Annotated in this window: 30 protein-coding genes, 1 rRNA gene and 1 riboswitch; of the genes, 29 read left to right on the top strand and 2 right to left on the bottom strand. The window is 52.1% G+C overall.

The window, feature by feature from the left end; genetic code table 11:
* Positions 1-3: 3 nt before the first annotated feature.
* Both pstB and phoU read left to right on the top strand, forming a co-directional pair.
* On the top strand, positions 4-765 hold the full coding sequence (pstB, locus tag ULO1_RS01905; RefSeq protein WP_079932874.1) for a phosphate ABC transporter ATP-binding protein PstB: 762 nt from the start codon (positions 4-6) through the stop codon (positions 763-765).
* Between the two features lie 24 nt (positions 766-789).
* Positions 790-1,455, top strand: a complete 666-nt coding sequence (gene phoU, locus ULO1_RS01900; protein ID WP_079932873.1) for a phosphate signaling complex protein PhoU — start codon at positions 790-792, stop codon at positions 1,453-1,455.
* Between the two features lie 30 nt (positions 1,456-1,485).
* On the opposite strand, the gene ULO1_RS01895 is transcribed toward phoU, so the two are convergent.
* Complete coding sequence (locus ULO1_RS01895; RefSeq protein WP_079932872.1) at positions 1,486-1,713, bottom strand: helix-turn-helix domain-containing protein; 228 nt, start codon at positions 1,711-1,713, stop codon at positions 1,486-1,488.
* A 147-nt stretch (positions 1,714-1,860) separates the two neighbouring features.
* A riboswitch (molybdenum cofactor riboswitch) is annotated at positions 1,861-1,994 on the top strand.
* A 61-nt stretch (positions 1,995-2,055) separates the two neighbouring features.
* Here ULO1_RS01895 and modA point away from each other — a divergent pair.
* The 19 genes from modA (at position 2,056) to rodA (ending at position 18,596) form a co-directional block, all read left to right on the top strand.
* Positions 2,056-2,850, top strand: a complete 795-nt coding sequence (modA, locus tag ULO1_RS01890) for a molybdate ABC transporter substrate-binding protein (RefSeq protein ID WP_079932871.1) — start codon at positions 2,056-2,058, stop codon at positions 2,848-2,850.
* Complete coding sequence (locus tag ULO1_RS01885) at positions 2,847-3,635, top strand: ABC transporter permease (protein ID WP_159446812.1); 789 nt, start codon at positions 2,847-2,849, stop codon at positions 3,633-3,635. Before modA ends, ULO1_RS01885 begins: the two co-directional genes overlap by 4 nt.
* Positions 3,628-4,701 (top strand): ABC transporter ATP-binding protein, encoded by a 1,074-nt coding sequence (locus tag ULO1_RS01880; RefSeq protein ID WP_079906113.1) that lies wholly within the window; start codon positions 3,628-3,630, stop codon positions 4,699-4,701. The genes ULO1_RS01885 and ULO1_RS01880 overlap by 8 nt, the downstream gene beginning before the upstream one ends.
* A gap of 59 nt (positions 4,702-4,760) precedes the next feature.
* Positions 4,761-6,086, top strand: coding sequence for a folylpolyglutamate synthase/dihydrofolate synthase family protein (locus tag ULO1_RS01875; RefSeq protein ID WP_079932869.1), 1,326 nt, complete (start codon positions 4,761-4,763; stop codon positions 6,084-6,086).
* A complete protein-coding gene (locus ULO1_RS01870; protein WP_078666380.1) occupies positions 6,073-6,714 on the top strand; it encodes a redox-sensing transcriptional repressor Rex in 642 nt (213 codons plus the stop codon). Before ULO1_RS01875 ends, ULO1_RS01870 begins: the two co-directional genes overlap by 14 nt.
* Before the next feature lie 101 nt (positions 6,715-6,815).
* A complete protein-coding gene (locus ULO1_RS01865; protein WP_079932868.1) occupies positions 6,816-7,607 on the top strand; it encodes a bifunctional 2-polyprenyl-6-hydroxyphenol methylase/3-demethylubiquinol 3-O-methyltransferase UbiG in 792 nt (263 codons plus the stop codon).
* Complete coding sequence (locus ULO1_RS01860; RefSeq protein WP_078666378.1) at positions 7,604-8,122, top strand: CGGC domain-containing protein; 519 nt, start codon at positions 7,604-7,606, stop codon at positions 8,120-8,122. Before ULO1_RS01865 ends, ULO1_RS01860 begins: the two co-directional genes overlap by 4 nt.
* A 100-nt stretch (positions 8,123-8,222) precedes the next feature.
* Positions 8,223-9,632, top strand: coding sequence for an aspartate ammonia-lyase (gene aspA / locus ULO1_RS01855; RefSeq protein WP_079906116.1), 1,410 nt, complete (start codon positions 8,223-8,225; stop codon positions 9,630-9,632).
* Positions 9,633-9,712: 80 nt separating this feature from the next.
* Entirely contained in the window at positions 9,713-9,970 is a 258-nt protein-coding gene (locus ULO1_RS01850) for a DUF4321 domain-containing protein (protein ID WP_078666376.1), read from the top strand.
* A gap of 10 nt (positions 9,971-9,980) precedes the next feature.
* The gene (locus ULO1_RS01845) at positions 9,981-10,568 is read left to right on the top strand and encodes a nucleoside triphosphate pyrophosphatase (RefSeq protein ID WP_079906117.1); all 588 of its coding nucleotides are present in this window, start codon (positions 9,981-9,983) and stop codon (positions 10,566-10,568) included.
* A 48-nt stretch (positions 10,569-10,616) separates the two neighbouring features.
* Positions 10,617-11,306 (top strand): DNA repair protein RadC, encoded by a 690-nt coding sequence (gene radC, locus ULO1_RS01840; RefSeq protein ID WP_078666374.1) that lies wholly within the window; start codon positions 10,617-10,619, stop codon positions 11,304-11,306.
* A gap of 15 nt (positions 11,307-11,321) precedes the next feature.
* Positions 11,322-12,341 (top strand): rod shape-determining protein, encoded by a 1,020-nt coding sequence (locus tag ULO1_RS01835; RefSeq protein WP_078666373.1) that lies wholly within the window; start codon positions 11,322-11,324, stop codon positions 12,339-12,341.
* A gap of 24 nt (positions 12,342-12,365) precedes the next feature.
* A complete protein-coding gene (mreC, locus tag ULO1_RS01830; protein ID WP_159071920.1) occupies positions 12,366-13,193 on the top strand; it encodes a rod shape-determining protein MreC in 828 nt (275 codons plus the stop codon).
* Complete coding sequence (mreD, locus tag ULO1_RS01825) at positions 13,193-13,702, top strand: rod shape-determining protein MreD (RefSeq protein ID WP_079906119.1); 510 nt, start codon at positions 13,193-13,195, stop codon at positions 13,700-13,702. The genes mreC and mreD overlap by 1 nt, the downstream gene beginning before the upstream one ends.
* A gap of 18 nt (positions 13,703-13,720) precedes the next feature.
* The gene (gene mrdA, locus ULO1_RS01820; protein WP_078666370.1) at positions 13,721-15,733 is read left to right on the top strand and encodes a penicillin-binding protein 2; all 2,013 of its coding nucleotides are present in this window, start codon (positions 13,721-13,723) and stop codon (positions 15,731-15,733) included.
* Between the two features lie 94 nt (positions 15,734-15,827).
* On the top strand, positions 15,828-16,241 hold the full coding sequence (minC, locus tag ULO1_RS01815; RefSeq protein WP_078666369.1) for a septum site-determining protein MinC: 414 nt from the start codon (positions 15,828-15,830) through the stop codon (positions 16,239-16,241).
* Positions 16,242-16,264: 23 nt separating this feature from the next.
* A complete protein-coding gene (gene minD, locus ULO1_RS01810; protein WP_078666368.1) occupies positions 16,265-17,059 on the top strand; it encodes a septum site-determining protein MinD in 795 nt (264 codons plus the stop codon).
* 24 nt (positions 17,060-17,083) lie between these two features.
* A complete protein-coding gene (gene minE, locus ULO1_RS01805; protein ID WP_078666367.1) occupies positions 17,084-17,368 on the top strand; it encodes a cell division topological specificity factor MinE in 285 nt (94 codons plus the stop codon).
* 94 nt (positions 17,369-17,462) lie between these two features.
* Complete coding sequence (gene rodA, locus ULO1_RS01800; protein ID WP_079906121.1) at positions 17,463-18,596, top strand: rod shape-determining protein RodA; 1,134 nt, start codon at positions 17,463-17,465, stop codon at positions 18,594-18,596.
* Here rodA and ULO1_RS01795 read toward each other — a convergent pair.
* Positions 18,593-19,258 carry a GNAT family N-acetyltransferase gene (locus ULO1_RS01795; RefSeq protein WP_078666365.1) on the bottom strand — a complete coding sequence of 222 codons (666 nt, stop codon included), beginning with the start codon at positions 19,256-19,258 and terminating at the stop codon, positions 18,593-18,595. The two genes, rodA and ULO1_RS01795, sit on opposite strands and share 4 nt — an antisense overlap.
* 41 nt (positions 19,259-19,299) lie before the next feature.
* Here ULO1_RS01795 and ULO1_RS01790 point away from each other — a divergent pair, with 41 nt between their 5' ends.
* The 8 genes from ULO1_RS01790 to ULO1_RS01755 all read left to right on the top strand — a co-directional run.
* A complete protein-coding gene (locus ULO1_RS01790; protein ID WP_079932867.1) occupies positions 19,300-20,157 on the top strand; it encodes a nitrilase-related carbon-nitrogen hydrolase in 858 nt (285 codons plus the stop codon).
* 102 nt (positions 20,158-20,259) lie between these two features.
* Entirely contained in the window at positions 20,260-20,679 is a 420-nt protein-coding gene (locus ULO1_RS01785) for a ferritin family protein (protein WP_079932866.1), read from the top strand.
* 91 nt (positions 20,680-20,770) lie between these two features.
* On the top strand, positions 20,771-22,378 hold the full coding sequence (locus ULO1_RS01780; protein WP_078666362.1) for a sensor histidine kinase: 1,608 nt from the start codon (positions 20,771-20,773) through the stop codon (positions 22,376-22,378).
* The gene (locus ULO1_RS01775) at positions 22,371-23,081 is read left to right on the top strand and encodes a cytochrome c (RefSeq protein ID WP_079906124.1); all 711 of its coding nucleotides are present in this window, start codon (positions 22,371-22,373) and stop codon (positions 23,079-23,081) included. The genes ULO1_RS01780 and ULO1_RS01775 overlap by 8 nt, the downstream gene beginning before the upstream one ends.
* Positions 23,078-23,989 carry an aromatic acid exporter family protein gene (locus ULO1_RS01770; protein WP_079906125.1) on the top strand — a complete coding sequence of 304 codons (912 nt, stop codon included), beginning with the start codon at positions 23,078-23,080 and terminating at the stop codon, positions 23,987-23,989. Before ULO1_RS01775 ends, ULO1_RS01770 begins: the two co-directional genes overlap by 4 nt.
* Before the next feature lie 58 nt (positions 23,990-24,047).
* Positions 24,048-24,872 (top strand): M23 family metallopeptidase, encoded by an 825-nt coding sequence (locus ULO1_RS01765; RefSeq protein ID WP_079932865.1) that lies wholly within the window; start codon positions 24,048-24,050, stop codon positions 24,870-24,872.
* Between the two features lie 15 nt (positions 24,873-24,887).
* Positions 24,888-25,757, top strand: a complete 870-nt coding sequence (locus tag ULO1_RS01760; RefSeq protein WP_079906127.1) for a M50 family metallopeptidase — start codon at positions 24,888-24,890, stop codon at positions 25,755-25,757.
* Positions 25,758-26,159: 402 nt separating this feature from the next.
* A 16S ribosomal RNA gene (locus ULO1_RS01755) occupies positions 26,160-26,242 on the top strand; the annotation flags it as partial.

Below are 26,242 nucleotides of genomic sequence, written 5' to 3'. Positions count from 1 at the left end.
ATTATGCAACCGAACATAAAAATAAGTGTGTGTAATTTAAATCTGTTTTACGGTACTTACCAGGCTTTGCACAATATTAACATTGATATTAAAAACAATCAGGTTACGGCTTTAATTGGACCATCGGGATGCGGAAAATCAACTTTTTTGCGAACGATAAATAGAATGAATGACATAATAGGAAACGTCAAAATTGAAGGCCAGGTCATGCTGGATGGGAAAAATATATATGATGATAGTACTGATGTGGTGGAATTACGTAAAAAAGTAGGTATGGTTTTTCAGCAACCTAATCCTTTTCCAAAATCTATTTATGAAAATGTGGCTTTTGCACCGCGTATTCATGGTATTAGAGAAAGAAGAAAATTGGATGAAATTGTGGAAAAAAGTTTGAAAGGTGCAGCTCTTTGGGACGAAGTAAAAGACCGGTTACACAAACCGGCTTTAGGGCTTTCCGGTGGGCAGCAGCAGAGATTATGTATTGCTAGAGCCCTGGCGATTGAACCGGAAGTGTTATTAATGGATGAGCCAACTTCCGCGCTAGATCCCATTTCCACTATGCGGATTGAAGAATTAATTCAGGAACTTAAGGAAAAATATACTATAGTTATAGTAACCCACAATATGCAACAGGCGGCCCGTATTTCCGACAACACCGCTTTTTTCCTTAACGGTGAACTGATTGAATACGGTAGCACGGATGATATTTTTACCCAACCAAAAGATAAACGAACAGAAGACTATATCACCGGCCGCTTTGGCTAATATATATTGAAGGAGTGTAGTAAGATGAGCAGTTCTGTTCGGCATAATTTTGACCAGGCGCTGGAAGAATTACAAAAAGAAATTTTACGTATGGGATCAATGGTAGAAACTGCGATCGCAAAGGCCGTGGAAAGTTTGGCCAAGCAGGATGTCAAGCTGGCTCAAGAGGTAATTGAAGGAGATGAAGCAATTGATGAGCTCGAAAAAATAATCGATGACCGCTGCATGAAACTGATTGCTACCCAGCAACCCATAGCCGGGGATTTACGGAAAATCGGGGCAGGGTTGAAAATAATTGTTGACCTGGAGCGAATAGCTGACCATGCTGCTGATATAGCCAAGGTTACCCTGCGCCTGGCTAACCAGCCTTTAATCAAGCCACTAATTGATATCCCCAAAATGGCCAAACTGGCGCAGGAAGAAGTTAGAGGAGTACTGGATGCCTATGTCCGCGGTGATGTAGAGCTGGCCAAAGCTACCTGTGCCAAAGATGATGAGATTGACCGCCTCTATCGACTGGTTTTTGATGAACTGGTGGAGATTATGCAAAAAGATCCTTCCACCATTACCCAGGCCACCTATTTACTCTTTGTAGCCCGCTATCTGGAGCGGATTGGCGACCATGCCACCAATATCGGCGAAGGGGTCATCTACCTGGAAACCGGGGAAAGAGAGGATTTGAACCGGTAATAAAGAAGCGGCAGCACATTGACTGCCGCTTTAATCTTGCCCTTCTACGGAGGCGATACCATATTTTTCGAAGTGTCGACGTAGACTGGTGATAGTCCTTTCTGAAACCCCAAATTCGGAAGCCATTTCCTCATCACTGCGACCTCGCTTGATTCCTGCAATAAAACGGTTCCAGTCTACACCAGCTTCAGCACACATTTCCTTAATACTGGGCCGGGTATCCCAGGGGGCACCACGAGAGCTATATTTATGGCTCATAATTTTACCTCCTCTCTTGTTTAATATTTGACAAAAAGCTGAAATTATTCAGACAAAATAGGTTATCCTGCTGCAAGAAATAAATTTCACTTTCACAGCTTAAGCAGGAAAATCTGTTTTTCTGTCGAAAATACACAGGCAAAGAAAATAAATAAATAACTCCGAGCCCGGAAAGCCTAAGGCTGAAAGCTATGGCGCCGGGACGACCGTTTGCCGGTCCGGGGTAGCCGGGGAAACCTGACTGCCTCCCCTGTTTGGAAAGGAGTTTCGTTTGGACACTTTTCTTTTCAACAGGGGGAAAAGTGTCTTTTTATTTAGCGCAAAAGGCAAGGAGGTTAGAACATGCAATCAAGAAAAACCGTTTTGCTCCTGGTGTTCATGTTGCTGGCCGGCATCCTAACTGGCTGTACCGCAGCTCAAAAGGCAAAAGAGCCCCTGACCATTTTTGCCGGCTCAGCGGTGAAACCGCCCCTGGAAGAAGTTATCAAGGAATTTACTGAAAAAACTGGCGTTCCGGTCCAGGCCAGCTACGGAGGTTCGGGTACCATGCTTTCCCAGATGTTGTTGGCCCAAAAGGGTGACCTTTACATCCCGGGCTCCCATGATTTTATGGATATAGCAGAAACCAAACAGGCAGTCAAACCGGAAAGCAGAAAAATTGTCGCCTACCTGGTTCCAGCCATTGTAGTGCCCAAAGGCAACCCTAAAGGCATCAAGACCCTGGCGGACCTGGCGCGGCCGGGTGTGAAAGTGGGCATTGCCGAACCGAAAACCGTCTGTTTAGGCCTGTATGCTAAGGATATTTTCGCCAAAAACGGGCTGACGGCTGCGATCGAAAAAAACATCGTCGTTACTCCTAAAAGCTGTGAGGATACCGCAACGGTTGCTGCTTTAAACCAGGTAGATGCAGTTATCGGCTGGACGGTATTTGATAACTGGAATCCCGAGAAACTGGAAGTAATTCCCCTGCCAAAAGAACAGCTGGTCAAGATCGGCAATATTCCGGTGGCCATCAGCCGCTTCAGCCAGCAGCCGGAAACAGCGCAGAAATTTATTGATTTCCTCACCTCAGAACGGGGAAAGGAAATCTTCCGAAAACATGGTTATGCGGTAGATGAGAAGGAAGTGAAATTTTGAGAGACAGCTTTGAGCGAGTAGCCAGAATTAATCTGCTGTTCTACCTCTTTTTTGTGGCTGCCTTGCTGGGGGCGATTGCCTTCAATATCCGGCCGGCAGCCCTGGTTCAGGCTTTTCTTTCCCCTGAAGTGCTGTTCGCCGTTCGCCTCAGTTTGCTGACAGCTACAACTACCACCGTCATAAGCCTGGTTCTGGCTTTGCCTGCAGCTTATTTTCTGGCTCGCCGGCAATTTCCCGGCCGTAGCTTGCTGGAAACATTTCTGGATCTGCCCCTGGTACTACCTCCCATTGTGGGAGGTGTTGCCCTGCTGCTCTTCTTCCGGAGCCCCCTGGGGCAATGGCTGGAGGGCATGGGCCTTTCCCCGGTTTTTACCGCTGGAGGTGTCATTCTGGCCCAGTTTACGGTGGTAGCAACCTATGCCTTGCGCTTATTAAAAACCACATTTGAAACTATCGATCCCCGTCTGGAACAGGTGGCCCGTACCCTGGGCTGTAATAGCGGGCAGGTTTTCCGGCGGGTAACCCTGCCCCTGGCCCGGCCGGGTATCCTGGCCACCACTGTGATCACCTGGGCCAGAGCTCTGGGGGAATTCGGGGCTACTGTTACTTTTGCCGGTGCTACCCGGTTTAAGACGGAAGTTTTGCCTACCGCTATTTATCTCAGTCTCTCTTCAGTGGATATAGATCAAACAGTGGCACTGGCCCTGATTCTAATCTTCCTGGCGCTTCTGGCCCTCTGGTTATTGCGACTGGCAGCCGGAATAGGGAGGGAAAACAGTGATTAGACTGGAAAATATCCGGGTAACCCGGGGCAAATTCCGCCTGGAAGTGCCTGGACTTCATGTTCACAGGGGTGAGTATTTTGTTTTGCTGGGTCCCTCGGGACAGGGTAAAACCGTCTTGCTGGAAACCATAGCCGGGTTGCAGTTGCCGGATACAGGGCGCGTTTTATTGCAGGAGCGGGATGTCAGCGGCCTGCCACCGGAGAAGCGACAGATTGCCTATGTACCCCAGGATTATGCCCTTTTTCCCCATTTAACCTGTCGGGAAAATATCGCTTTTGCCGCATCCCGGGAGGAGGCCTATTACTGGGCAGAAAGGCTGGGAATAACCTCTTTGCTGGACCGCTATCCCCTGCGCTTGAGTGGAGGGGAAAGACAGCGGGTAGCCCTGGCCCGTGCCCTGGCGGCGGGTAGCCGGATTTTACTGCTGGATGAACCGCTGGCGGCACTGGATCCCCAGACCCGGGCCGAGTTCTGGCTATTACTGAAAAGGTTGCAACGGGAACAGCACCTGACCGTCATTCATGTTTGTCATGATTTCACCGAGGCTTATGTGCTGGCTGAGCGGATTGGTATTATCAACCAGGGCAAACTGGTTCAGGTCGGCAGCAAGGAGGAAGTCTTTCAGCATCCCGTTACAGAGGAGATTGCCCGCTTCGTTGGTATGAGCAACCTCTTCCCGGCACTGGTTGAAGCCCACAGTGAAACGGAGACCGTTCTTAACTGGCAGGGCTGGCAACTGCGGGTGACAGGAAATTGGCCGGTGACGGCAGGTCAAATGGTGAAATTCGGCATCAGGCCGGAAAATGTGATGCTGGTACGGCCGGAACGCCAGCTATCTGCCAATCTGGGGGAAAATATAGTGGAAGGGACCATTGTGGAGGAGATGGCCCGGGGTACCACCTATTTGCTCTGGGTGGAAATTGGTTGTCCAAATCAGGCCACAGAGAGGATGCTTATTGATTTACCCCGCCATGTTTATAACCGCCTGGAACTGGCTACCCGGCGGCAGCAGCGGCTGAGTTTGAAAAAAAATAACATTCATATATTTCCCCTCTTGCCATTTTAAAAATTTTCAGTTAATGTTAAAGTAAGTGAATGTGAATTTCAAATACAAGGAGCAGAAGCATGAACTATCAGGAGGCTTTGGACTATCTGGCTCAACAGACAAAATTTGGCATCAATCTGGGGCTGGAGCGCATTCAGGAACTTTTACGCCGTTTGGGTAATCCCCAGGATGGCCTGAAGGTAGTCCATATCGGTGGTACCAATGGGAAGGGTTCAACGGCAGCCATGATAGCCTCGGTATTGCGGGCCGCAGGTTACAGAACCGGCTTATTTACCAGTCCCCACCTGCATAGCTATACGGAGCGCTATCGTATTAATGGCCAGGCTATTGCTGAAGAAGAGGTAGCCCGGCTGATTACCGGGCTACGACCTGTGCTGGAGCAGATGGTGGCAGATGGGATGGAAGCACCCACGGAGTTTGAAGTCAGCACTGCGCTGGCCTTCCTCTGGTTTGCCCGGCAGCAGGTGGACTGGCTGGTACTGGAAGTAGGCCTGGGAGGAGAAATCGACTCCACCAATGTGGTGAGGCCGGAAGTAGTGGTCATCACCAATGTGGGCATGGATCACATGGATTATCTGGGGCCCACCATTGCCGATATAGCCCGGGCCAAGGCGGGTATCATCAAGCCCGGGTGCCCGGTAGTAACAGGGGCCAGCGGTACGGCTCTGGAGATCATCCAGACCAGGGCCCGGGAGTTATCAGCTCCGCTCTGGTCTCTGGGACAGGAAATCCAGGTCAGGGACATTGACCTGAGTGCTACCGGCACAGCCTGTCGGGTACAGACACCCCGGGGGGAATATTTCATCCAGGTACCTTTACTGGGCGCCCATCAGGCTGCTAATGCTGCCCTGGCGGTAGCGGCCCTCTTGCACCTGCGGGAGCGGGGGGCAGAATGGCGGGGGGAACATTTGCGCTCGGGCCTGGCGGAAACCCGCTGGCCGGGCCGCCTGGAAATCATCAGCCAGCAACCGCTGGTGATTCTGGACGGAGCCCACAACCTGGCCGGGGCTCAGGCGCTGGCGGAAGCCTTGCCGCTGGTTACTGCCGGGCGGAGGCTTAATCTGGTTCTGGGGATGCTGGCTGACAAGGAAAGGGAAAAAGTGCTGGCTTTACTGGCACCCTGTATCCAGCATCTCATCATCACCCGGCCCAATAGCTACCGGGCCGGGGACTGGCAGGCACTGGCTGCTGTGGCCAGACAGTATCTGCCGGACAAGCGAGTGGAATTATATGAACAGGTGGAAAAGGCGATAGAGCGAGGGTTGGCCATCACTGATGCACAACAGGCTTTACTAATCACTGGTTCTCTGTATATGATAGCTGATGCTCGCTCCTATTTGTTAAAAAAATTGTCAAAGGGGGGCGCCGGGGTTGAAAGTATTTAAGATACCAGAGGCTACTATTATTCGTTTGTCGGTTTATTCTCGTTTTCTGGAACAGGCGGACAAAAAGGGGATTGTCACCATTTCTTCCGGGGAGATAGCAGAAGGGGTAGGAGTGAGCCCGGCCCAGGTCCGGAAAGACCTGGCCTATTTCGGGGAATTTGGTACCAGGGGTGTAGGCTATAATGTCAAGGATCTCCTGCATCATACCCTGAAAATCCTGGGTTTGTCCCGGGAATGGCCAGTAGTGGTAGTAGGGGCAGGTAATCTGGGGACGGCTCTGGTCAGTTACAGGGGTTTTCGGGAACGGGGCTTTAAAATTGTCGGTATCTTCGATAATGACCCTAACAAAATCGGTAAAACCATTGGCGACATGGTGGTGCAGTCCATGGAGGAATTGCCAGAGACAATCGCTAAGAAAAATGCTGCCATTGGTGTTATTGCTGTTCCGGCCACCATCGCCCAGGATGTGGCTGACTTGCTGGTAAAAGCAGGGATTAAGGCGATTATGAATTTCGCCCCGAAAGCGCTGATGGTTCCGGATGCAGTGGAAATTCGCAATATTGATCTGGCCGTTACCCTGGAGATTCTGACCTTCAATCTCTGTATGCGGGAAAATGGCTTGTTATAGAAACCGGCTTCAGCCGGTTTTTTTTACTGTGAGAGCGGTCACATACTAATGACAGCTACAGCGGTATAATGAACTTAGTAACCGGATAGGAGTGAAAGCCCATGCAAGAGCGGCAGGATTTCTACCGTAACCTGAGTGAGGAATATGATCTGATGGTGGACTGGCCTTCCCGGCTGTCCCGGGAATTGCCTTTTCTTACTGGCGTTTTACAAAAACAGGCTGGCAAAAAGGTCATCGATGCTGCCTGTGGCACAGGTAACCATGGTCTGGCCCTGGCGGAACTGGGCTGGGAGGTTACTGGTACTGATGCCAGTCCGGAAATGGTGGCCATTGCCAGTACCAGGGCTGAACGCTGGCCCAACCTGAAGTTTTATCAGCTGCGCCTTGGTGAGCTGGCATGCCAGTTCGGGGAAGAGAAGTTTGACGCTCTTTTATGCCTGGGAAACAGCCTGCCGCATGTGCTGGAGCGCCCCCAGCTGGAACAGACTATCGGGGATTTCGCTCTGGTATTAAAATCCGGAGGAGTAGCGGTGGTCCAGCTGCTCAACTACCAGCGGATATTCAGTGAGGCTGAGCGCTTCCTGGCTCCAGTCAGCCGCAAAACCCAGGAGGGAGAGAGGCTTTTTTTGCGCTTCTATGATTTCCTGCCGGAAAACTACCTGGATTTTAATCTGGTGGTCTTAAGGCAACAGGGGGGGAGCTGGCAGCAACAGGTAGAGACTACCCGCTTGCGGGGCTGGTTGGCCCGGGAACTGCTACCGGTTTTTCGTTCTCAGGGTTTTACCCGGATTGAGCTGTATGGAGATTATCAGGGCAAACCATATCAGGAGCTGAAAGCAAAAGACTTGATTATTGTAGCTTACAAGGTAGATGGAGAGGAGATGACAAAATGAACTGGACTAAAGAAGCAGAAGCAGCCCTGGAGAAAGTGCCCTTTTTCGTACGCCCCATGGCCCGAAAGGCGGTCGAGGAATATTGCAAGAAACATGGTATTGGTACTATTACCGAAGCAGAAGTTAAGGCGGCCCGGGAAAAGTTCCTGGCGGGAGTGGATGAAGAGCCCAAACCCGGGGAGCCGAAACCGACTAAAGTTGCGATCGTACGCTGTGATATTGTTTCCGAAACCTGTCCCGGTGTAGGTTGCATGAATGCCTGGAATAAGCGGAAAGTGCATTTTGAGCAATATGGGCCTGAGGCCGAATTGATTGGCGTCTTTACCTGTGGCGGTTGTTCCGGCCGCCGGGTTTATCGTCTGGTCAAGAAACTCAAGGATTATGGCCTGGATGTGGTTCACCTCAGTTCCTGTATGCTGATGGATGGCGATTATCCCAAATGCCCTTTCAAGCAGATTATCAAGGAAGGCATTCTGGGCCAGGGCGTCAGGGTTGTGGAAGGTACCCATCACTGAGTAATAAGGAAATTATTAGACCAGTAAGCAGGAAAAAGCCTAAATTTGTCGAATGCCTGTATATGTATACAAAATACATAGACAGGGCGGAGGCGTGATTATGCAATACAGAATGGAAAAAGATTTTTTAGGAGAAATGGCAATCCCGGCTGAAGCTTACTATGGAGTGCAAACAGCCCGGGCTCTGGAGAACTTCCCTATTACCGGCTATCGGCCTCACCGGGAACTGATCGTGGCTCTGGCTGCGGTAAAAGAGGCAGCCGCCAGAGCCAATGCCGAAATCGGTGCCCTGCCTGGCAGGGTAGCAGATGCCATCTGCCAGGCCTGCAGGGAAATCAGGGCCGGACAGTGGCAGGAATGGTTCGTGGTGGATGTGATTCAGGGTGGAGCCGGTACATCTCTGAATATGAATGCCAATGAAGTTATTGCCAACCGGGCCATTGAAATCCTGGGCGGTAACAAGGGGCAGTATAGTCTGGTTCACCCCAATATCCATGTTAACATGGCCCAGAGCACCAATGATGTGGTGCCTACGGCCTTCCGCATTGCGGCCTACCGGCTGGCCCAGGGGACACTGGAGGCCCTGGAGCAACTGATAGAAGCCATCGCAGCCAAGGCCCGGGAGTTTGACCATGTGCTGAAAATGGGTCGTACCCATTTACAGGATGCGGTGCCCATCCGGCTGGGGCAGGAGTTTGGGGCCTGGGCCCGTATGTTGCGCCGGGACCAAATCCGGATCGAACGGGCCCTGGAGAACCTGCTGGAAGTGAATCTGGGTGCGACTGCTGTGGGCACCGGGCTAAATGCTGATCCGGAGTACATTCGGCGCTCAGTGGAGATCCTGGCTGAAATCACCGGCCTGCCCTTGCGCAATGCCGAAGACCTGGTGGATGCTACCCAGAACACCGATGCTTATGTAGAGCTGTCCGGGGACTTAAAGACTCTGGCCGGCAATCTTTCCAAGATTGCCAATGACCTGCGGCTGATGGCCTCAGGTCCCCGGGCGGGTCTGGGTGAAATCAATCTTCCTCCCCGGCAACCGGGTTCGTCTATCATGCCAGGCAAAGTCAATCCGGTTATGGCCGAAGTAATTAACCAGATTGCTTTTCAGGTCAATGGCAATGATGTCACCATTGCCCGGGCGGCGGAGGCGGGTCAGCTGGAACTGAATGTAATGATGCCAGTGCTGATTTTCAATCTTCTGCAAAGCCTGGATATTCTCCGCAATGGCATGCAGGTGTTCCGGGACAAGTGTATAGCAGGCATTACCGCCAATGAAGAGCGCTGCCGGCAGCTGGTGGAAAACAGTGTGGGCATTATTACTGCTATCAATCCTCACCTGGGCTATGAGGTAGCCAGCCGTCTGGCCCGGGAGGCCATTAACAGCGGACGGCCGGTCAGGGAGCTGATTTTAGAACAGGGATTGCTGACGGAGGCAGAACTGGAAGCAATTCTGAATCCCTATGAGATGACCAGGCCCGGGATTCCGGCCAAACACCTGCTGGGATAAAAAGTGAGAAAGGCAAGGGGCTGTCCCTTGCTCTTTTTTTTACTTAATGATAAACTTTTGTTCAGAGGAGGCGGGATCAAGTGGGATACAAGGGAAATGGCCCGGGCAGCCCCTGGCTGCTGTTTTTATTGATAATCGTCGGGTCCCTGCTGGGCACCGCTTTAGGTGCCATTCTGGGGGAATATCTCTCTTTCCTGAATATCAGTCAATCCATCGGTTTTCCCACCACTACCCTGGATTTATCCTTTGCCAGAATTACCCTGGGCCTGCAATTGCGCATTTCCATCGCTACCCTGTTAGGAGCCCTTCTGGCCTATATGGCTTATCGCAAGCTGTAGGAGGGATACAGTGAAACTGGTTCTGGCATCAGCTTCACCCAGAAGACAGCAGCTGCTAAAGCTATTGGGCCTGGATTTTCAGGTCCTTACTGCCGATATTGATGAAACTCTGGATTCCACTCAGCCTCTGGCCAGTGCCATTCAGGACCTGGCCAGGAGAAAGGCGCAGGCGGTGCAAGAGCAATTGCCCGAGCGGCCTGCTGATCTGTACATACTGGCGGCAGATACAGTGGTAGTTTTAGAGGGACAGGTTCTGGGCAAACCCGCAAGCGCCAGGGAGGCTGAGGTGATGTTACAGTTTTTATCCGGGCGCACTCATCAGGTCATGACGGGAGTGGTGTTGTTGCGGGCTGATGGAGATTGCTGTTATAGCGATTATGCAGTAACAGAAGTGGCTTTTCGACCACTGACGGCTGCCGAAATCAGGGCCTATGTGGCCACTGGCGAGCCGCTGGACAAGGCCGGTGCTTATGGTATCCAGGGTCTGGGCAGCTTACTGGTGGATAGAATCAATGGTTGCTATTACAATGTAGTCGGCTTGCCGCTGGTCAAAACCATGCAGTTATTGCGGCAGGCAGGCTGGCGGATTTTGAGCTGAGCGGGCACCGCCCGGTTTGCCGGGACAAAAACAAAAGAGGTGACCGCCATGAAAAATCTTTCCATGCGTCATTTACCCCCGGAGCAAAGGCCGCGGGAGCGTTTGCTCCAGCAAGGTCCGCGGGTCCTCAGTGATGCGGAACTGCTGGCTATTCTCTTACGCACCGGAGTTGAAGGGGAGTCGGCCTTGCAGCTGGCCCACCGGCTGCTGGCTGAGGCCGGAGGGATAAAAAATCTGGCCAAAAAAACGGTGGAGGACATTCTGCATTTACCTGGTATTGGCCCGGCCAAAGGGGCGCTGATTTGCGCTGCTTTTGAGCTGGGACGCCGGGTAGCTACTGCTCCCTCCAGCCGTTTACCTGTAATCAGCGGACCTGAGGATGCCGCTGATCTGGTTATGGCTGAGATGGCAGCCCTGGAAAAGGAACATTTTCGGGTGATCCTGCTGGATGTGAGAAACCGGGTGCTGGGGATTGATGAATTGTCCATTGGTGGCATGACCAGGGCCCTGGCAGACCCGCGAGCCTTGTTCAAACAGGCTTTGCGCAAAAATGCCGTGGCCTTAATCCTGGTCCATAATCACCCCAGTGGTGACCCACGGCCCAGTACAGAGGACATCCATTTAACCAGGCAATTGATGCAGGCGGGACGGCTTCTGGACATAGTCATATTAGATCATATCATCATCGGGGATAATAAATACTGTAGCCTGAAAGAAGAAGGGTTGCTAGGCAGTTAGAAAGGAGACGGAAAAATGGTATTCGGCTTATTTTCCAGAGATATGGGTATAGATTTGGGGACTGCCAACTCACTGGTGCATGTGCGCGGCAAAGGGATCGTGCTGCGGGAACCTTCGGTGGTAGCCATCCAGAAGGAGACAGGCAAAGTTCTGGCTGTGGGCTTAGAGGCCAAGCAGATGATTGGCCGGACGCCGGGGAATATTGTTGCTATTCGCCCCATGAAAGACGGAGTCATTGCCGATTATGACATTACCCGGGAGATGCTGCGCCATTTTATGAACAAGGCGCTGAAGCGCAAAGCCAGCCTGGTGCGCCCCCGGGTTGTGGTCAGTATCCCTTCCGGGGTGACACCGGTGGAGAGAAGGGCGGTCAAAGAAGCGGCTCTGCAGGCCGGGGCCAGGGAGGCCTACCTGATTGAAGAACCCATGGCAGCGGCCATTGGGGCCGGTTTGCCGGTGGAAGAACCTACCGGCAATATGGTGGTGGATATCGGGGGTGGGACAACTGATGTGGCGGTGATCTCCTTAGGAGGGATTGTCACCAGCCGCTCCATCCGCATTGGCGGTGATGAGATGGATGAGGCTATCATGGCTCACATCAAACGCACCTATAATCTGGCTATTGGTGAACGCACAGCGGAAGAAATCAAGATCAATATCGGCAATTGCTATCCCACAGGCAAGACGGAGACCTATGAAGTGCGAGGCCGGGACCTGGTTACCGGTTTGCCCAAAAATGTCCTGGTTACTTCTGAAGAAATAGCCCGGGCCCTGGCGGAGCCGGTAACAGCTATCCTGGAAGCTATTAAATTTACCCTGGAAAAAACTCCCCCCGAACTGGCAGCGGATATCATGGACCGGGGTATTATGATGGCAGGTGGCGGGGCGCTGCTCAAAGGGCTGGATCGGCTGGTCAGCGAACAGACCGGCATGCCGGTGCATATTGCCGAAGAGCCCCTGGCTGCTATTGCCATGGGTACAGGTAAGTGCCTGGAAAATCTGGATACCTGGCGCCGGGTGCTGGATCGTGGCTAAAGCTGGGCAAGGCAGGTGAATAGTTTGAGGCAGAATAGACGCAGGGGATGGGGATTCCTGGCCCTGTTGCTTGTGCTGGCATTGTTGTTCCTGAATAAATGGACGGCAACCGATCGAACCCAGTTGACGGCATTAGAACGCTGGTGGCGCGATGCGGTGGCTCCTTTGCAAGCAGGCATTGCCTCCCTGACCAGGGGGGCTGTCTCTGTTGGTGAGCGGTTTACCGATTGGGAACTGCTGGTAGAGGAAAATCGCCGTTTGAAACAGGAAAATGCGGAATTGAAGAAAAAGGTACTGGAACTGAGAGAAATGGAGTATCAAAATGTTCGTTTGCGGGAAGCTCTGGGTTTTGCCCGGCAGCAGGGAAAAAGCCTGGACCTGCTGGCTGCCAATATCATTGCCCGCGAACCCAATCGCTGGTTCAGCTGGGCCATGCTCAACCGGGGCAGTGCAGATGGTATCAAGCCGGGCATGGCCGTAGTCAGCACCTATGGCCTGGTAGGCAGAATCACTGAGGTTACCGAACATACCGCTACCGTTACGCTGCTGCTGGACCGGCGCAGCGCTATCGGAGCCCTGATTCAGGGCAACCGGGTGCCTGGTGTCGTAGAAGGTGCAGGGGAACGCTCTGACTGGCTGCGCATGATTTACCTGCCCAAAGATGCCCCTGTTTTCCCCCGCCAGGAAGTTATTACTTCCGGCCTGGGCAGTGATTTGCCCCCCGGGCTGCCTATTGGTACCATTACCGAGGTAAAACCTGCCGGGGATGGGCTTTTCAAGTATGCCCTGATCAAGCCCCATGCTGATTTTTTGCGTCTGGAAGAGGTCTTTGTGGTAAGGGGGCGGCGCTGATGGCGTTGGCAGGCTGGTTAGTGCTGCTCTTGTCCTTGCTGGCCGGATTGCTGGCGGAAAAATCCCTCTGGCCTTTTCTGGGTTTTTATGGAAGCGGGCCTGATTTTGTCCTGATTTTGACGGTTTTTGTTGCCTTATACCATGGCCGCCGGCGGGGGGCCTGGTTTGGCCTGCTGGCCGGGTTATTACAGGATATGCTTTTTGGCTATTTTATCGGTCTGTCGGCTCTGGCCAAGTGGCTGACTGCCTATTTTGTCGGTGAACTGGATCAGATAATTTACAAAGAGATTTCCTTTATTCCGGCTGCTTTTGTTTTTTTTGGTGCCCTTTTCAATGACCTGATTCTGTTAATCGGAGTTTCCCCTTTTTATCCAGCGGATGCCTGGGGAACAGGTACACTCATTGATAGTTTATTAAGGGCCAGCTATACGGCCTTTTTTGCCTGGCTTTTTTATCGGCCCTTTGCCCGTTCAGCCCGTACGGGATGGTTAAAGCCCAGGGAGTATTGATGATGGAGGAACGGTGCCATGACTATGAAAGGGATTGAGAAACGGATGGGGGTCATGCAGGCCATAGCCGGGATCATTTTTGTGGTTTTGCTTTCCCGGCTGGCCTACATGCAATTGATCGAGCAGGAAAAATACACCTTGATGGCCCAGTCCAACCGTATCCAGCTGGCCACTGTCACGGCGGCCAGAGGGGAAATCATGGACCGTAATGGCAAAGTTCTGGCCAGAAGCCGGCCTTCTTTTAATATTTCTGTTGCCCTGGTGGATTTGAAAAAAGAGGACCAGGAAGAGGTTTTTCGCCGGCTGGCTTCATTGCTGGGCAGGAAAGCAGAAGATATAGAAAATCTGGTCAAGCAACAACCGAAAAAATATGTTCCGGTTCCGATTGCAGAAGATGTGCCCCTGGAGGTAGTCACCAAAATTGAAGAAAGGCGCATGGAGCTGCCGGGAGTAATTGTGGAGGTCAAACCCCAGCGGGAATATGTTTACGGGGATTTCCTTTCCCATGTTCTGGGCTATGTACGCCAGCCCAGTCAGGAATTTTTGCAAAAAATGATTGAACAGTATCCGGAAGAAGACTACAAATTAAATGATAAACTGGGTATTACCGGTATTGAACGCTGGTTTGAAACGGAATTACATGGCAAAGATGGCGCCCGCCAGGTGGAAGTGGATGCCCGTATGCGGCCCGTCCGCGATCTGGGCGTAGTGGAGCCGGTGCCAGGGAATAACCTTATCCTCACCATTGACAGCCAGTTGCAGAAGGTAGCGGAAGAATCCCTGATCCGCACCATGGCCCAGGTTCAGCGGGAATTTCCTGATGCCAAAGGCGGGGCGGTAGTGGTGCTGAATGTTCGCACCGGGGAAGTGCTGGCTATGGCCAGCAAACCTTCCTTTGACCCCAATCGCTTTAACCGGCCGATTTCCAAAGAGGAATGGGAAACAACCTTTTCCGACAAACTGCCTTTTCCGCCTTTGCTTAACCGGGCCATTTCCCCTTTTGCTCCTGGTTCTACCTTTAAAATGGTGACTGCAGCTGCAGCCCTGGAAACCGGCAGCATTGGTCCCGGCTTTTCTGTTTATGACCCCGGCTATTACCAGCTGGGCAATCGCAAATTCAAATGCTGGCAAATTTCCGGCCATGGCCGGGTGGATTTGAAAAAGGCCATCCAGGTTTCCTGCAATACCTTCTTTTTTACGGCGGGGCTGGCGGCGGGCAATGACCAGATCGCCCGCTATGCCAAAGAATTCGGACTGGGAGAAAAAACAGGCATTACTCTGCCGGGGGAATCCAGCGGGACTGTACCTACTGAGGAATGGAAAAAGGCTCTGAATACTCGCTTGCTGAAATGGCGTTATGATGCTCTCTATGCCGAACTGGAGGAAAAGTACAAAAACAAACTGGCTCAGGCTAAAACCGAGGAAGAAAAGGACAAAATCCTGAAACAGAAGGAAAAGGATAAAAAGCGGCTGGATCGCTCTTACCAGGCAGAGTTGGAGTACAATACCGCCTGGCATGCCTATGATACTCTGAATATGGCTATCGGGCAGGGGTCGAACCAGTATACTCCCCTGCAGCTGGCCAATTATGTAGCAGCCATTGCCAATGGCGGTTATCTCTATCGTCCGCAGCTGGTCAAAAAAATAGTTGACCATTCCGGCCGCACTCTCAAGGAATTTAAACCGGAACTGATTCGCAAAGTCAATGTCTCGGATAAAACCCTTTCCCTGTTGCGCCAGGGCATGCTGGCTGTAACCCAGCCTGGCGGTACGGCAGCTGGCCGCTTCGCCGGTTTCCCGGTGAAGGTAGCTGGTAAGACCGGAACCGCCCAGGTTTTCGGCAAGGACAATCATGGCCTCTTTGTTGGCTTTGCCCCTTACGACAAGCCGGAAATCGCTGTTGCCGCTATAATTGAACATGGCGGCCATGGCGGTACTTCTGCCGGGGTGGTGGCCCGGGATGTACTGGCAGCCTATTTCAAGGTCCCGCAGGAAATGTTGAAAAAAGGCGGAACCAGTGCGGAAGAGTAAGAAATTTTTTTGGCTTCCACTGGCAGGAATTATTAGCTATTTGGAGAATTTAAGTTATGTCCAGGAGGGAACATCTTGGGGAAGGACGGTTCACATGCGGGAATTCAATTTCCGGAACAACAGGCTTGATTCCAATATTAATCTGGGTTCGGAAGCCAGCAGGCCGACAATGTTGATTCATCGCACCTTGCGTTCCGGTCAGAAAATCAATTATGATGGCAATGTGGTGGTAATCGGCGATGTCAACCCGGGAGCAGAAATCATCGCTACTGGTGATATAGCGGTCATGGGCACCCTGCGGGGAGTGGTCCATGCCGGGTCCCGGGGGGATCAATCGGCAGTGGTTACTGCCTTTCGACTGATGCCTACCCAGTTGCGCATTGCTGATCAGATTACCCGTGCTCCTGATGAAAACTATCCGGAACCGACAGTCCCGGAAATGGCCTATATCAGGGATGGGCGGGTTGTGATTGAACAGTACCAGCCAAATCGGGAATTCAAACGCTAAAATACCAGTGAGGAGGAACAGGGATGGGCGAAGTAATAGTCATCACCTCCGGTAAGGGCGGAGTAGGGAAAACTACGACAACGGCCAACATCGGTACTGGACTGGCAGCTGTTGGCAAAAAGGTGGTACTGGTGGATACCGATATCGGTTTGCGTAACCTGGATGTTGTGATGGGCCTGGAAAACCGCATCGTTTATGATATTGTCGATGTGGTAACAGGCCAATGCAAGTTAAAGCAGGCCCTGATCAAGGACAAGCGCTTCGAGAACCTCTATCTGTTGCCTGCCGCTCAAACCAAGGATAAGACCGCTGTTAATGAACAGCAGATGCGGGCCCTGACCGCAGAACTGAAAGAGGAATTCGATTATGTTATTATCGACTGCCCGGCTGGAATTGAACAAGGCTTCAAGAACGCTATTGCCGGAGCTGAGAAAGCGATTGTAGTCACAAACCCTGAAGTTTCGGCAGTCCGGGATGCAGATCGCATTATTGGCATGCTGGAAGCTCATAATTTGCGGGAACCGGAATTGATTATTAACCGGATGCGGCCCAAAATGGTCAAGGCCGGGGACATGATTTCCATCGAAGATATGCTGGATATCCTGGCCATTAAGCTGCTGGGCGTGGTGCCTGATGATGAAAGCATCATTGTTTCCACCAACCGGGGCGAACCGGCCGTAACTGATCCCAATTCCAGGGCCGGACAGGCCTATCGCAATATCGTCAGGCGGATTCTGGGTGAAGATGTGCCATTGATGAATTTGGAAGAAAATGAAGGCTTGATGAGCAGACTGAAGAAATTAATCGGGATGAAATAGGCCAGGCGGAGAGGGGGAAAGAGAGTGTTTGACTTTATCAATAAACTGTTTGGAAGGGAAACCGCTGCCAGCAAGGATGTTGCCAAGCAGCGCCTGCAACTGGTGCTGGTACATGACCGGGCCAGCATTTCCCCTCAGATGCTGGAAGCCCTCAAAACCGACCTGATTCAGGTGATCACCAAGTATGTGGATATCGATGAACAGGCCCTGGAAGTGGCTTTTGAAAACACTCCGGACAACACAGTGGCTCTGGTGGCCAATATTCCGGTCAAGAGAATGAAACGGGGAGCTGTAGTGGGCGCTGAATAAGCGCTCTTTCTCTTTTTTTTGGCTAAAAAAAATGATAAACTGGGATTCAGGGAATAAATATACAGGATAGTAGTGAAGCTGGAGGTAAAAAACTTTGGATAGACGGTTGTGGAAAAATGTCGATTTTGTGCTGCTGGCAGTAGTTTATGCTATTATCATTTATGGTCTGGTTATTATTTCCAGCGCCACCCATGTCACCCAGGGCGGGGGTAATAACCCCTATCTGTATGTGGAAAGACAGGCGATCTGGGCGATTATCAGTACAGTAGCCCTGCTGGTGATGATGACCATTCATTATGAGGATTTGCTGCGGATGAGCAAGTACCTTTATGGTCTTAACCTGCTTCTCCTTTTACTGGTGGAGATAGCCGGGAAAGTGGGAGGCGGGGCCCAGTCCTGGCTGGGGTTTGGTTCAGTGGCCGTTCAGCCTTCTGAATTTGCCAAAATCTTTATTATTATAACTCTGTCCAATTTGCTGGCGCGCAAACAGGGGCAGCTCAACAGCTTCCGGGACCTGTTGCCGGTGGCTATCCATGTCGGGATTCCCATGTTGCTGATCCTGGCCCAGCCTGACCTGGGAACAGCCCTGGTGTTTATTGCCATTACCCTGGGCATGTTGTATGCAGCCGGCACCAGACCGCTGCTGCTGGTTATTATCATCATCACCGGTCTGACTCTGGCTATCGGGGGAGTGTGGGCCCATCTGCAGGGTTATATCCACCTGCCGCTGAAAGACTACCAGCTCAAGCGTTTGATTATATTCATCAATCCTGACCTGGATCCGGTGGGAGCTGGTTACCATGTACGGCAGAGCCAGATCGCTATTGGCTCCGGCGGTTTATGGGGCAAGGGGCTTTATCAGGGCACCCAGAACCAGCTCAATTTTCTGCCGGAACAGCACACCGATTTCATTTTTTCTGTGGTGGGGGAAGAGCTGGGCTTTGTCGGGGCAGCAGGGTTGTTGATCCTTCTCTTTTTACTGGTATTCCGGGGCCTGCGCATTGCTGCCCAGGCCCGGGATATTTACGGAGTGACCATGGCAGCCGGGGTCGTATCCATGTACCTCTTTCATATTTTGGAAAATGTGGGCATGACTATTTCCATCATGCCCATCACCGGTATACCGCTGCCCTTTTTCAGCTATGGGGGCAGCAATCTCCTGGCCAATATGCTGGGTATAGGAATTTTGCAGAGTATTTATATGCGCCGGCAAAAAATCCTGTTTTAGGTCTGGAGGAAGGGGTTACGCCATTCCATTAACAGGCCGTAATTGCCTGATTCATCATCTTCTAGATAGTCGGGGACCAGGGCCAGGGGAGTACGGCCACATTTAAGGAGAAAAGTGATGACCGGGTCGGCAATTTTTCCTGCCAGCACCTGGTCGATATACTCCCGGGCACTAAGCTGGTCCTGGTAGTGATGATAACCAGGCAGGCGGCCACCTCCCACCAGCCTCTCTACCCCAAGGTGAACCACGGTGGCATACATGGCTTCCATCAGGGCCCGGCCAATTCCCGCTTTGCGCCAGCCGGGGCGGACACTGATATCCACTACATACAGGGCGTTACCCTGGGGATGAAAGGCGCCTTTGATATAGCCCTGGTCAGTAGCAGTGGCCCAGTTTTCCGGCTGGTCGGGGTCAAACATGGTGCGAACGGCGGTCATGGACCCTACCAGCTGGCCATCGATTTCCGCACAGAGGGCGCCTGCGGGAAAGATAGTGACATGATTGGTCAATTGCTCTTCATTCCACCACAGTTCCGAGGGAAAAGGGGGCGGGAAACACTCCCGCTGGATGTCGATCAGCTGGGGAATATCAGCCAGGGTGTAATTGCGAATCACGAGCGGGCGAAAGCCCTGGTCAGTAGGGACCAGACGGGTTAGTTTCATGCTACCTGCCTCCTTAGTTTTAAAGTAAAGGGGAAAGAACGGTGAAAATCGCAGCAGTACAGTGGTTGATGCAGCCATTAACCTGGGCTGAGTTTGAGAAAAAGTATAGTCAGACGATAGCTTTTGCTGCCCAGAGCGGGGCCCGGCTGGTGGTGTTTCCGGAATATGTAACCGGGGGCTTACTGGCCCGGCATAACCTGAAACAGGAACGGGACCTGCCCTTTCACTGGGCAGAATACAGCCAACCCTTTCGCCAGCTGGTGCAAACCCTGGCCGAGGCTTATCAGATTGCGATCATTTCCGGCAGCCAGATAGAACGCCAGGGACAGGCCTTTTATAATGTCTGCCATTTGGCTGTACCCGGTAAAGGGCTATTGACCCAGGCCAAACTGCACCTGACTCCCTGGGAGCAGGAATACTGGCAATTGACTGCGGGAGAGGAGCTGGTACTGGCCAGCCTGCCAGACGCCACCGTGGGAGTGATGATTTGTTATGACAGTGAGTTTCCCACAGTTGCAGCAGCGCTGGCTGAGGCTGGGGCCGACTTGCTCTGTTGCCCCTACTGTACGGAAGATGAGGCCGGTTTCTGGCGCGTGCGCTACTGTCTGCAGGCCAGGGCAGTGGAATTGCAGCTAGGGGTGGTGGCCAGCCCTACCATTGGTTTTTTACCGGAAGTGCCGGGTTTGGAACAGCATCATGGCCGGGCGGCTCTGCTTACCCCCTGTGATCTCGGTTTTCCACCCCGGGGCATCCAGGCTGAAGGTCAGCCTGGCCTGGAACAGATCCTGATCGCGGAACTGCCTCTAGCTCAAATTCGGGCCAGTCGCCAGCAGGGCAGTGTCAGGCCCTGGGATGTGCGGCGCCAGGATTTAATGCAGCTACCAGTAAGGAAATTATAACATGATACCTGGGCTTTTGCCTATTTTTTAAAAGGGTGACACGCAAGAAAACCAAAAGGGATACACTGGATTAGCCGAAGATTTTGAGAGGAGGCTTATCCTATGTATCCTGCAATGGGTTGTCATGAATACCATGAACTGGCAACAAAAATTTATGAAGCCATAAAAATGGAACACACCGATGGCATGTACTATGACCAGCTGGCAGAAAAAGCTCCTACCGATGAGGCCAGACAGATTATTAAAAACATGGCCAGGGATGAGCACTGTCACGCTCACACTCTGGAAATGGTTTACAAAGAACTGACGGGAATGAATCCACCCCCTGAACCCCAGCCGCCCCAGGTAGGGGAATATACGGAAGCCCTGCGGCCGCGCCTGAAAGCGGAAACGGACGCAGTGGAATTTTATCGGGAACTGTATCTCGCAACTCATAACTATTATTTGCGGGATATTTTCTTCCGGATTATGAATGATGAAATTGAACATGCCCTGCGCCTCATTTATCTGCTGACCTTCTAACCGGTCCGATTGGACTATTTTTGGACTATTCTCAATCTGGCAAAAGGATTTTTCCCCCTGGGCAGGAATTACTGCCTGAGGGGGGTTTTTTATGACTACTAAGAAACGCATATTACTATTGACAGCTGCTGGTATTCTGATTATACAGGGGACTATTCTTGCCCTCATCAATATTCTCTGGGGTGAAGGGGAAAGCAAGCAGCGGGAAAGCCAGCTGCTGGGCCTGGTACGGGCCATTGATGCTGAGGTTAATACGGAAGCGGATTTACGGGAAACAGTCCGTTATAACCAGCTGTTCCGTTCCCTGCAGGAGCTGAATCCGGAACTGAGGGAGATCCAGCTCCTGGCACCCATTCACGGAAAATATTTTGTGGTGGCGGCGACGGACCGCACTCAGATCGGCCGGCCGGTATCAACTTTGGAACTGATGGATTTGAAATCTGGCAGCAGCACCTGGAGACAGCAGGAGCTGATTGCCCCTCTGCATGTGGGGCATTTTCCCATTGCTGCTCTCAAAATCCAGCTGGATGCCAGCCAGGCAAGTAAAAACCGCCGGGAACGCCTCCTGGTTCTAGCTGTTCTGGGATTAGTTTCCTCTCTGATGGTGCTGGCCTTGATTGCCTGGTTTTTAAAGCGGCTGGAGGAAAAAAACCGACTGACAGCACAGCTGGCCTCCTTAAGCCAGCAGCTCTTGACCTATAGTCAGCTAAATCAGCAGCTGGCCGGCCTGCTGGCGGATTTTGCGGCCCTGGCCGGTTGCTCCGGGCTGGCGGTAGCTGGTAAAATGGAAGATGATAACTGGAACTGGCTGGTGCTGCCTGAACAGGATAGCTGGCAGAGCTGGGACAGCCTCTGGCCTCAGGTCTGGCGGGCAGCGGAAACCAATCAGGTCCGGCAGTGGCCGGCTGAGGAAGCAACATATGAACTGTTTCCCCTGTTCAGCCGGGGTAAAGTACAGGGGGTGCTGGTGGCCCGCTGGCAGCAGATGCCGGGACGGGAAAGTTCCTATGTGATCCAGGCCCTGTCAGGAAACCTGGCCCTGTTGCTGGATAACCTGCGCCTGCGGCAGGATGAGGAAGCAAATGCCCTGGCCGGGGAAAGATTGCGAATAGCCAGGGAGATGCACGATGGCATTGCGCAGGGACTGGCTTATATCAAAATCAGGTTGAATCAGCTGGGACGATGCCTGCCTCTAGAGGGGCACCAGGAGGCGGCGGCAGAGATTGCGGAACTGGTAGGGGTAGTAGAAGACCTCTGGCAGGAAGTGCGCAGTTTTATCTGGAGCTTAAAAGCAACTAATGCAACCCAGGGACTTTTGACCTTTCTCCGTTCCTATGGGCAGGAATTTGGCCGCCGTCACGGCCTGCAAGTGGAGCTCCATCATTCCGGCCAAGAACCCCGGCTGCCGGCGAAAGCCTATCAACAGGTGGTACGGATTGTGCAGGAAGCCCTGCATAACGTGGCCAAACATGCCCGGGCCAGCCGGGTGGATATCAGCCTGGGCTGTGCGGAACAGCGCTGGTGGTTGATGCTGGCTGATAATGGCCAGGGCTTTGACCTGGAGCAGACCGGAGCCAACTCCTACGGGCTTTCCATTATGGCAGAGCGGGCAGCAGAAGCCGGACTGGAATTTACCATTGAAAGTGAACCAGGACAGGGGACTGTAATACGCCTGGCCGGGAGGTGGGAACATGAGTAATACCCTTTTTCTGCAACTGGCCCTGCTTTCCCTGGCCATTGTACTATTAAACAGCCTGGTTTTTCTTGGATTTGCTTTGTTCGGGAAAGATAGAAAACAGATCTTCGGTCTGGCCATGCTGATTCTGTCCCTCTTGCCCCTGGGGGCTATTGGCTGGCAGCTGTACCAGGGATTGGAACTGAAAGCCATGGTCCGGCCCCAAACTCCTTCCTTCAAGGATGGCAGAGAGGTGCTGGAACACTTTTGCCTGAACTGTCATCGCTGGCAGGGTCAGGGGGGAGAGATAGCTCCCGATCTTTCCCAGCTTTTGCGGGATTACACACCGCAGCGGCTCAAGCAATTGTTGAAAAGGCCAGCCAACCAGCTGATGGTGAGTGTACCCCTGGGGGAAGAAGAGGCCCAGAGGCTGATGGAGTACTTCCTGGAGCAAGGGTTGCTGCAGGGCAAAGATAGGACGGCTGAGACGGAAAACCAGCAAATACCTGCTATTTTTCGCGATAAGCAATGTTTACTCTGCCATCGTTTGGACGGGACAGGAGGGGAAATTGGCCCTGATTTGCGAGAAGCCTATCAGCGCAATGGTGCTGCCGGGCTGAAAGCCAAACTTTCCGGGAGCGGGCAGTCTCAGGGGATGATGCCTGTCATCCCGTTAACGGAAAAGGAAATGGCAGAAATGATCAAGTACCTGGAGGCGAAACAGTGATCGGTAAACGGATTATTAAAACAGCAATAGCTGCAGCGCTGACGATGGTTGTAGCCCGAATTTTTCATCTGGATTATCCTTTTTATGCGGTAATCGCTGTTATTGTCGTCATGCAATCAACTCTGGGCAGTTCCCTGGATGCGGGCATCAACCGCCTGCTGGGAACAGTGGTAGGTGCCATTACGGGGGCGCTGGCTGCCATCAGCCTGGGCAGCACTCCCTGGGCCCTGGGCCTGGGGCTGCTGGTGACCATTTATCTCTGTAATCTCCTGGGGCTGGTGGAATCCATCAGCATAGCCGGGATAGTTCTAACAGCAGTAGTGCTGGAACAGGCTACTCACCCCTGGCTTTTTGCCTGGGGAAGATTTCTCGATACTATGATGGGTATTTTTGTAGCCTGGCTGGTCAATGCCCTGTTATGGCCACCACGCCTGGAGAAAGTGGTACGCACCCGGTTGAGTGAAGTATTACTGGAGATGGCAGAACTTGTGCAGCAGCTGGCAACTACAACAGGGCAAGGAGAAGAAGCCGGGTGGAAACAATGGCGCCAGCTGGGGGAGAAAATCAGCAGCACCTGGCGTTTCTGGCAGGAAAATCGGCGGGAAATGGAACAAAAACTGCTGGGAGATGACCACTGGCAGCTCTGGTTTGATACCGTGGAAAGCATCTATCATAATTTGCTCATTTTGCAACGGATTGGCCTGTGGCCGGAAGGGCAAGTTATTCTCAGGGCAGTCGGAGAAGAACTCAGACAGGCTGCCAGGGCCATTGCCGTAAACCAGCGCCCCGGTCTCAAGTCAATAGATCTTCGCTATTTGGCGGAACAAGCGGCACAGGCTGATGGGACTACAACGACCCTGGGCTGGCAGACTTTACTGCAAATTGCCCGTGACCTGCAAAAATTGTAATAAAACAGGACTGGCCCCCATATTCATTATTGTGAAATGAAGATGGGGGTGCTTGTTTATGCGCTATAAACGCAATGAACAGGGCTGGCAGGAAGAAATAGAGGAAAGGGAAAAGTTCTACTGGGCCCGCCCGGAGGAACGCTATTACCGGCAACCGCCAGGGCGCAGAAGCTCTGGTATTTTCACCTGGAGCGGCGGTTTTGGTCCGCAGCGTCCCTGGTACCAGCGTTTGCTGGCCAACAGGCTTTTAATTCAATCGATACTGGCCCTCCTGATTTTTGCTGTAGCCATCGGAGTTAATGACCGGCAGGATCCCCTCAGTCAGAGTGCTAGTGCAGCTATCAGGTATCTGCTTAACACTGATACTGAACTGGAACCAGTACTGGGGCGCATCGTCAAGGTGGTGCTAAGCGGTGAATTTAACGAATGGCCGGCATTAACTGCCCTAACTACCAAACCTGAGGAGACTAAACCGGCCGTAAGCAACCAAACCTTTGTGCTTCCCCTTTCCGGTCAGATCAGCAAAAAATTTGGCTGGGTGATGGAGCCCAACAGTGATTATCCCAGATTCCACCAGGGGATAGATATTCTGGCTCCGACAGGGACGGAAGTGAAGTCTGTTCTGGCCGGTACTGTCACTAAAACCGGCGAGGACAGGGTTTATGGCAAATATGTAATGATCAAACACGATGAGATCTGGAGCAGTTATTATGCCCATCTGGATGAAATCAAGGTAAAAATGGGAGACAGGGTAGAGGCAGGCCAGGTCATCGGCACAGTGGGTCAAAGCGGGGTGGCCGATACGCCCCATTTGCATTTTGAGCTTTCTGAGAAAGGGCAGGTAATTGACCCCCTGGAGAAACTGGGGAAAGACAACATCTAGCCGGGAGGGATACAGATGCGCTTCAGGATCAATCCCTGGTTTCTGGCCCTCCTGGCCTTCTATTTTTTTACCGGGCTGTTGTACAAGGCTTTGCTGGTTTTTTTGCTGGTAACAGGCCATGAGCTGGCCCATGCTCTCGTAGCAAGGCTGCTGGGGATTCGAGTCAGAGAGATAGAGCTGTTGCCGGTAGGTGGAGTGGCACGCCTGGAAGGCCCTCTGGAGCTTAAGCCATTTACTGATATTATAATAGCTGCTGCCGGGCCAGCCTTTAATTTTAACTTGCTGATTCTGTTCTTCGCAGGCCAAAAGCTGGGTTTACCCCAGGGGGTGGACTATGATTGGCCTGGCCTGCAATACTTCTGGCGAATTAATGTATTGTTGCTGGTATTTAATCTTTTGCCTGCTTTACCCCTGGATGGGGGGAGAATCCACCGGGCACTACTGGCCACAAAATTAGGATTGAAACGGGCAACTGAACTGACGTTATATCTCAGCAGTGGACTGGCTTTGAGCCTTATGCTACTGGGCCTGGTTGGCCTTTATCTGGGCATAACCGGTCTGGATTTCTTTTTGGTGGCCTTTTTTCTTCTATATACAGCTCGGAAGGAAAAAGCCTCTACACCCTATTTAATCTGGAGAACGCTTCTGGAAAGACACCGAATCGAGCAAAATCTCATGCTGGCAGAAGGCCAGGTGCTGGTAGCAGGTTCGCAGTTAACGGTACTAGAACTGGTGGAAAAATTGCGGGCAGGCGGATACAATCTGGTGTGTGTAATTGATGAAGAAGACAGCTGCTGTTACTGGATAAAGGAACACGAGTTATTGGATATACTGCTAAATGGTGAGGGAGAAACAAGGCTAAAAAAAATCATAAAAAGGTGTTGACAGATGAATTTAAGATGTGTTAATATAAGCAAGCGCCCGGCAGACAGCACTGCAGGGCGCGAGAAAAATAAAAACTGGTTGTTGACAAAAACGCTGCCGATGTGATATTATAACTAACGTCGCTGATGCGAAGTTCGAAGTTCGAGGTACGAAGTTCGAACAGGAAAGCGACAATACTGAGGTTGATTAGAGGCTAGTAGTACAAGGAAGCTGCGACGGAGCCACCGGAGGCGTACTGGAGGTACGTCGAGGATGGCGAAGGAGCAGATGACGCAGTAATGCGAAGCCTATAATCAACCGAAAAGAACAGATCCTTGAAAACTGAACAGGATGTTCTACACCGTAAAACGGACTCGTCAGTTTCGAGTTTCTATTAATTTCGGATGAAAACTTTTCGAGATATATTCGGAGAGTTTGATCCTGGCTCAGGATGAACGCTGGCGGCGTGCCTAACACATGCAAGTCGAGCGGAGCCGTGAGGGAGC

Source organism: Carboxydocella sp. ULO1 (genome assembly GCF_002049255.1).
GTDB lineage: Bacteria > Bacillota.
This window is presented reverse-complemented; position numbering and strand designations above follow the sequence as displayed.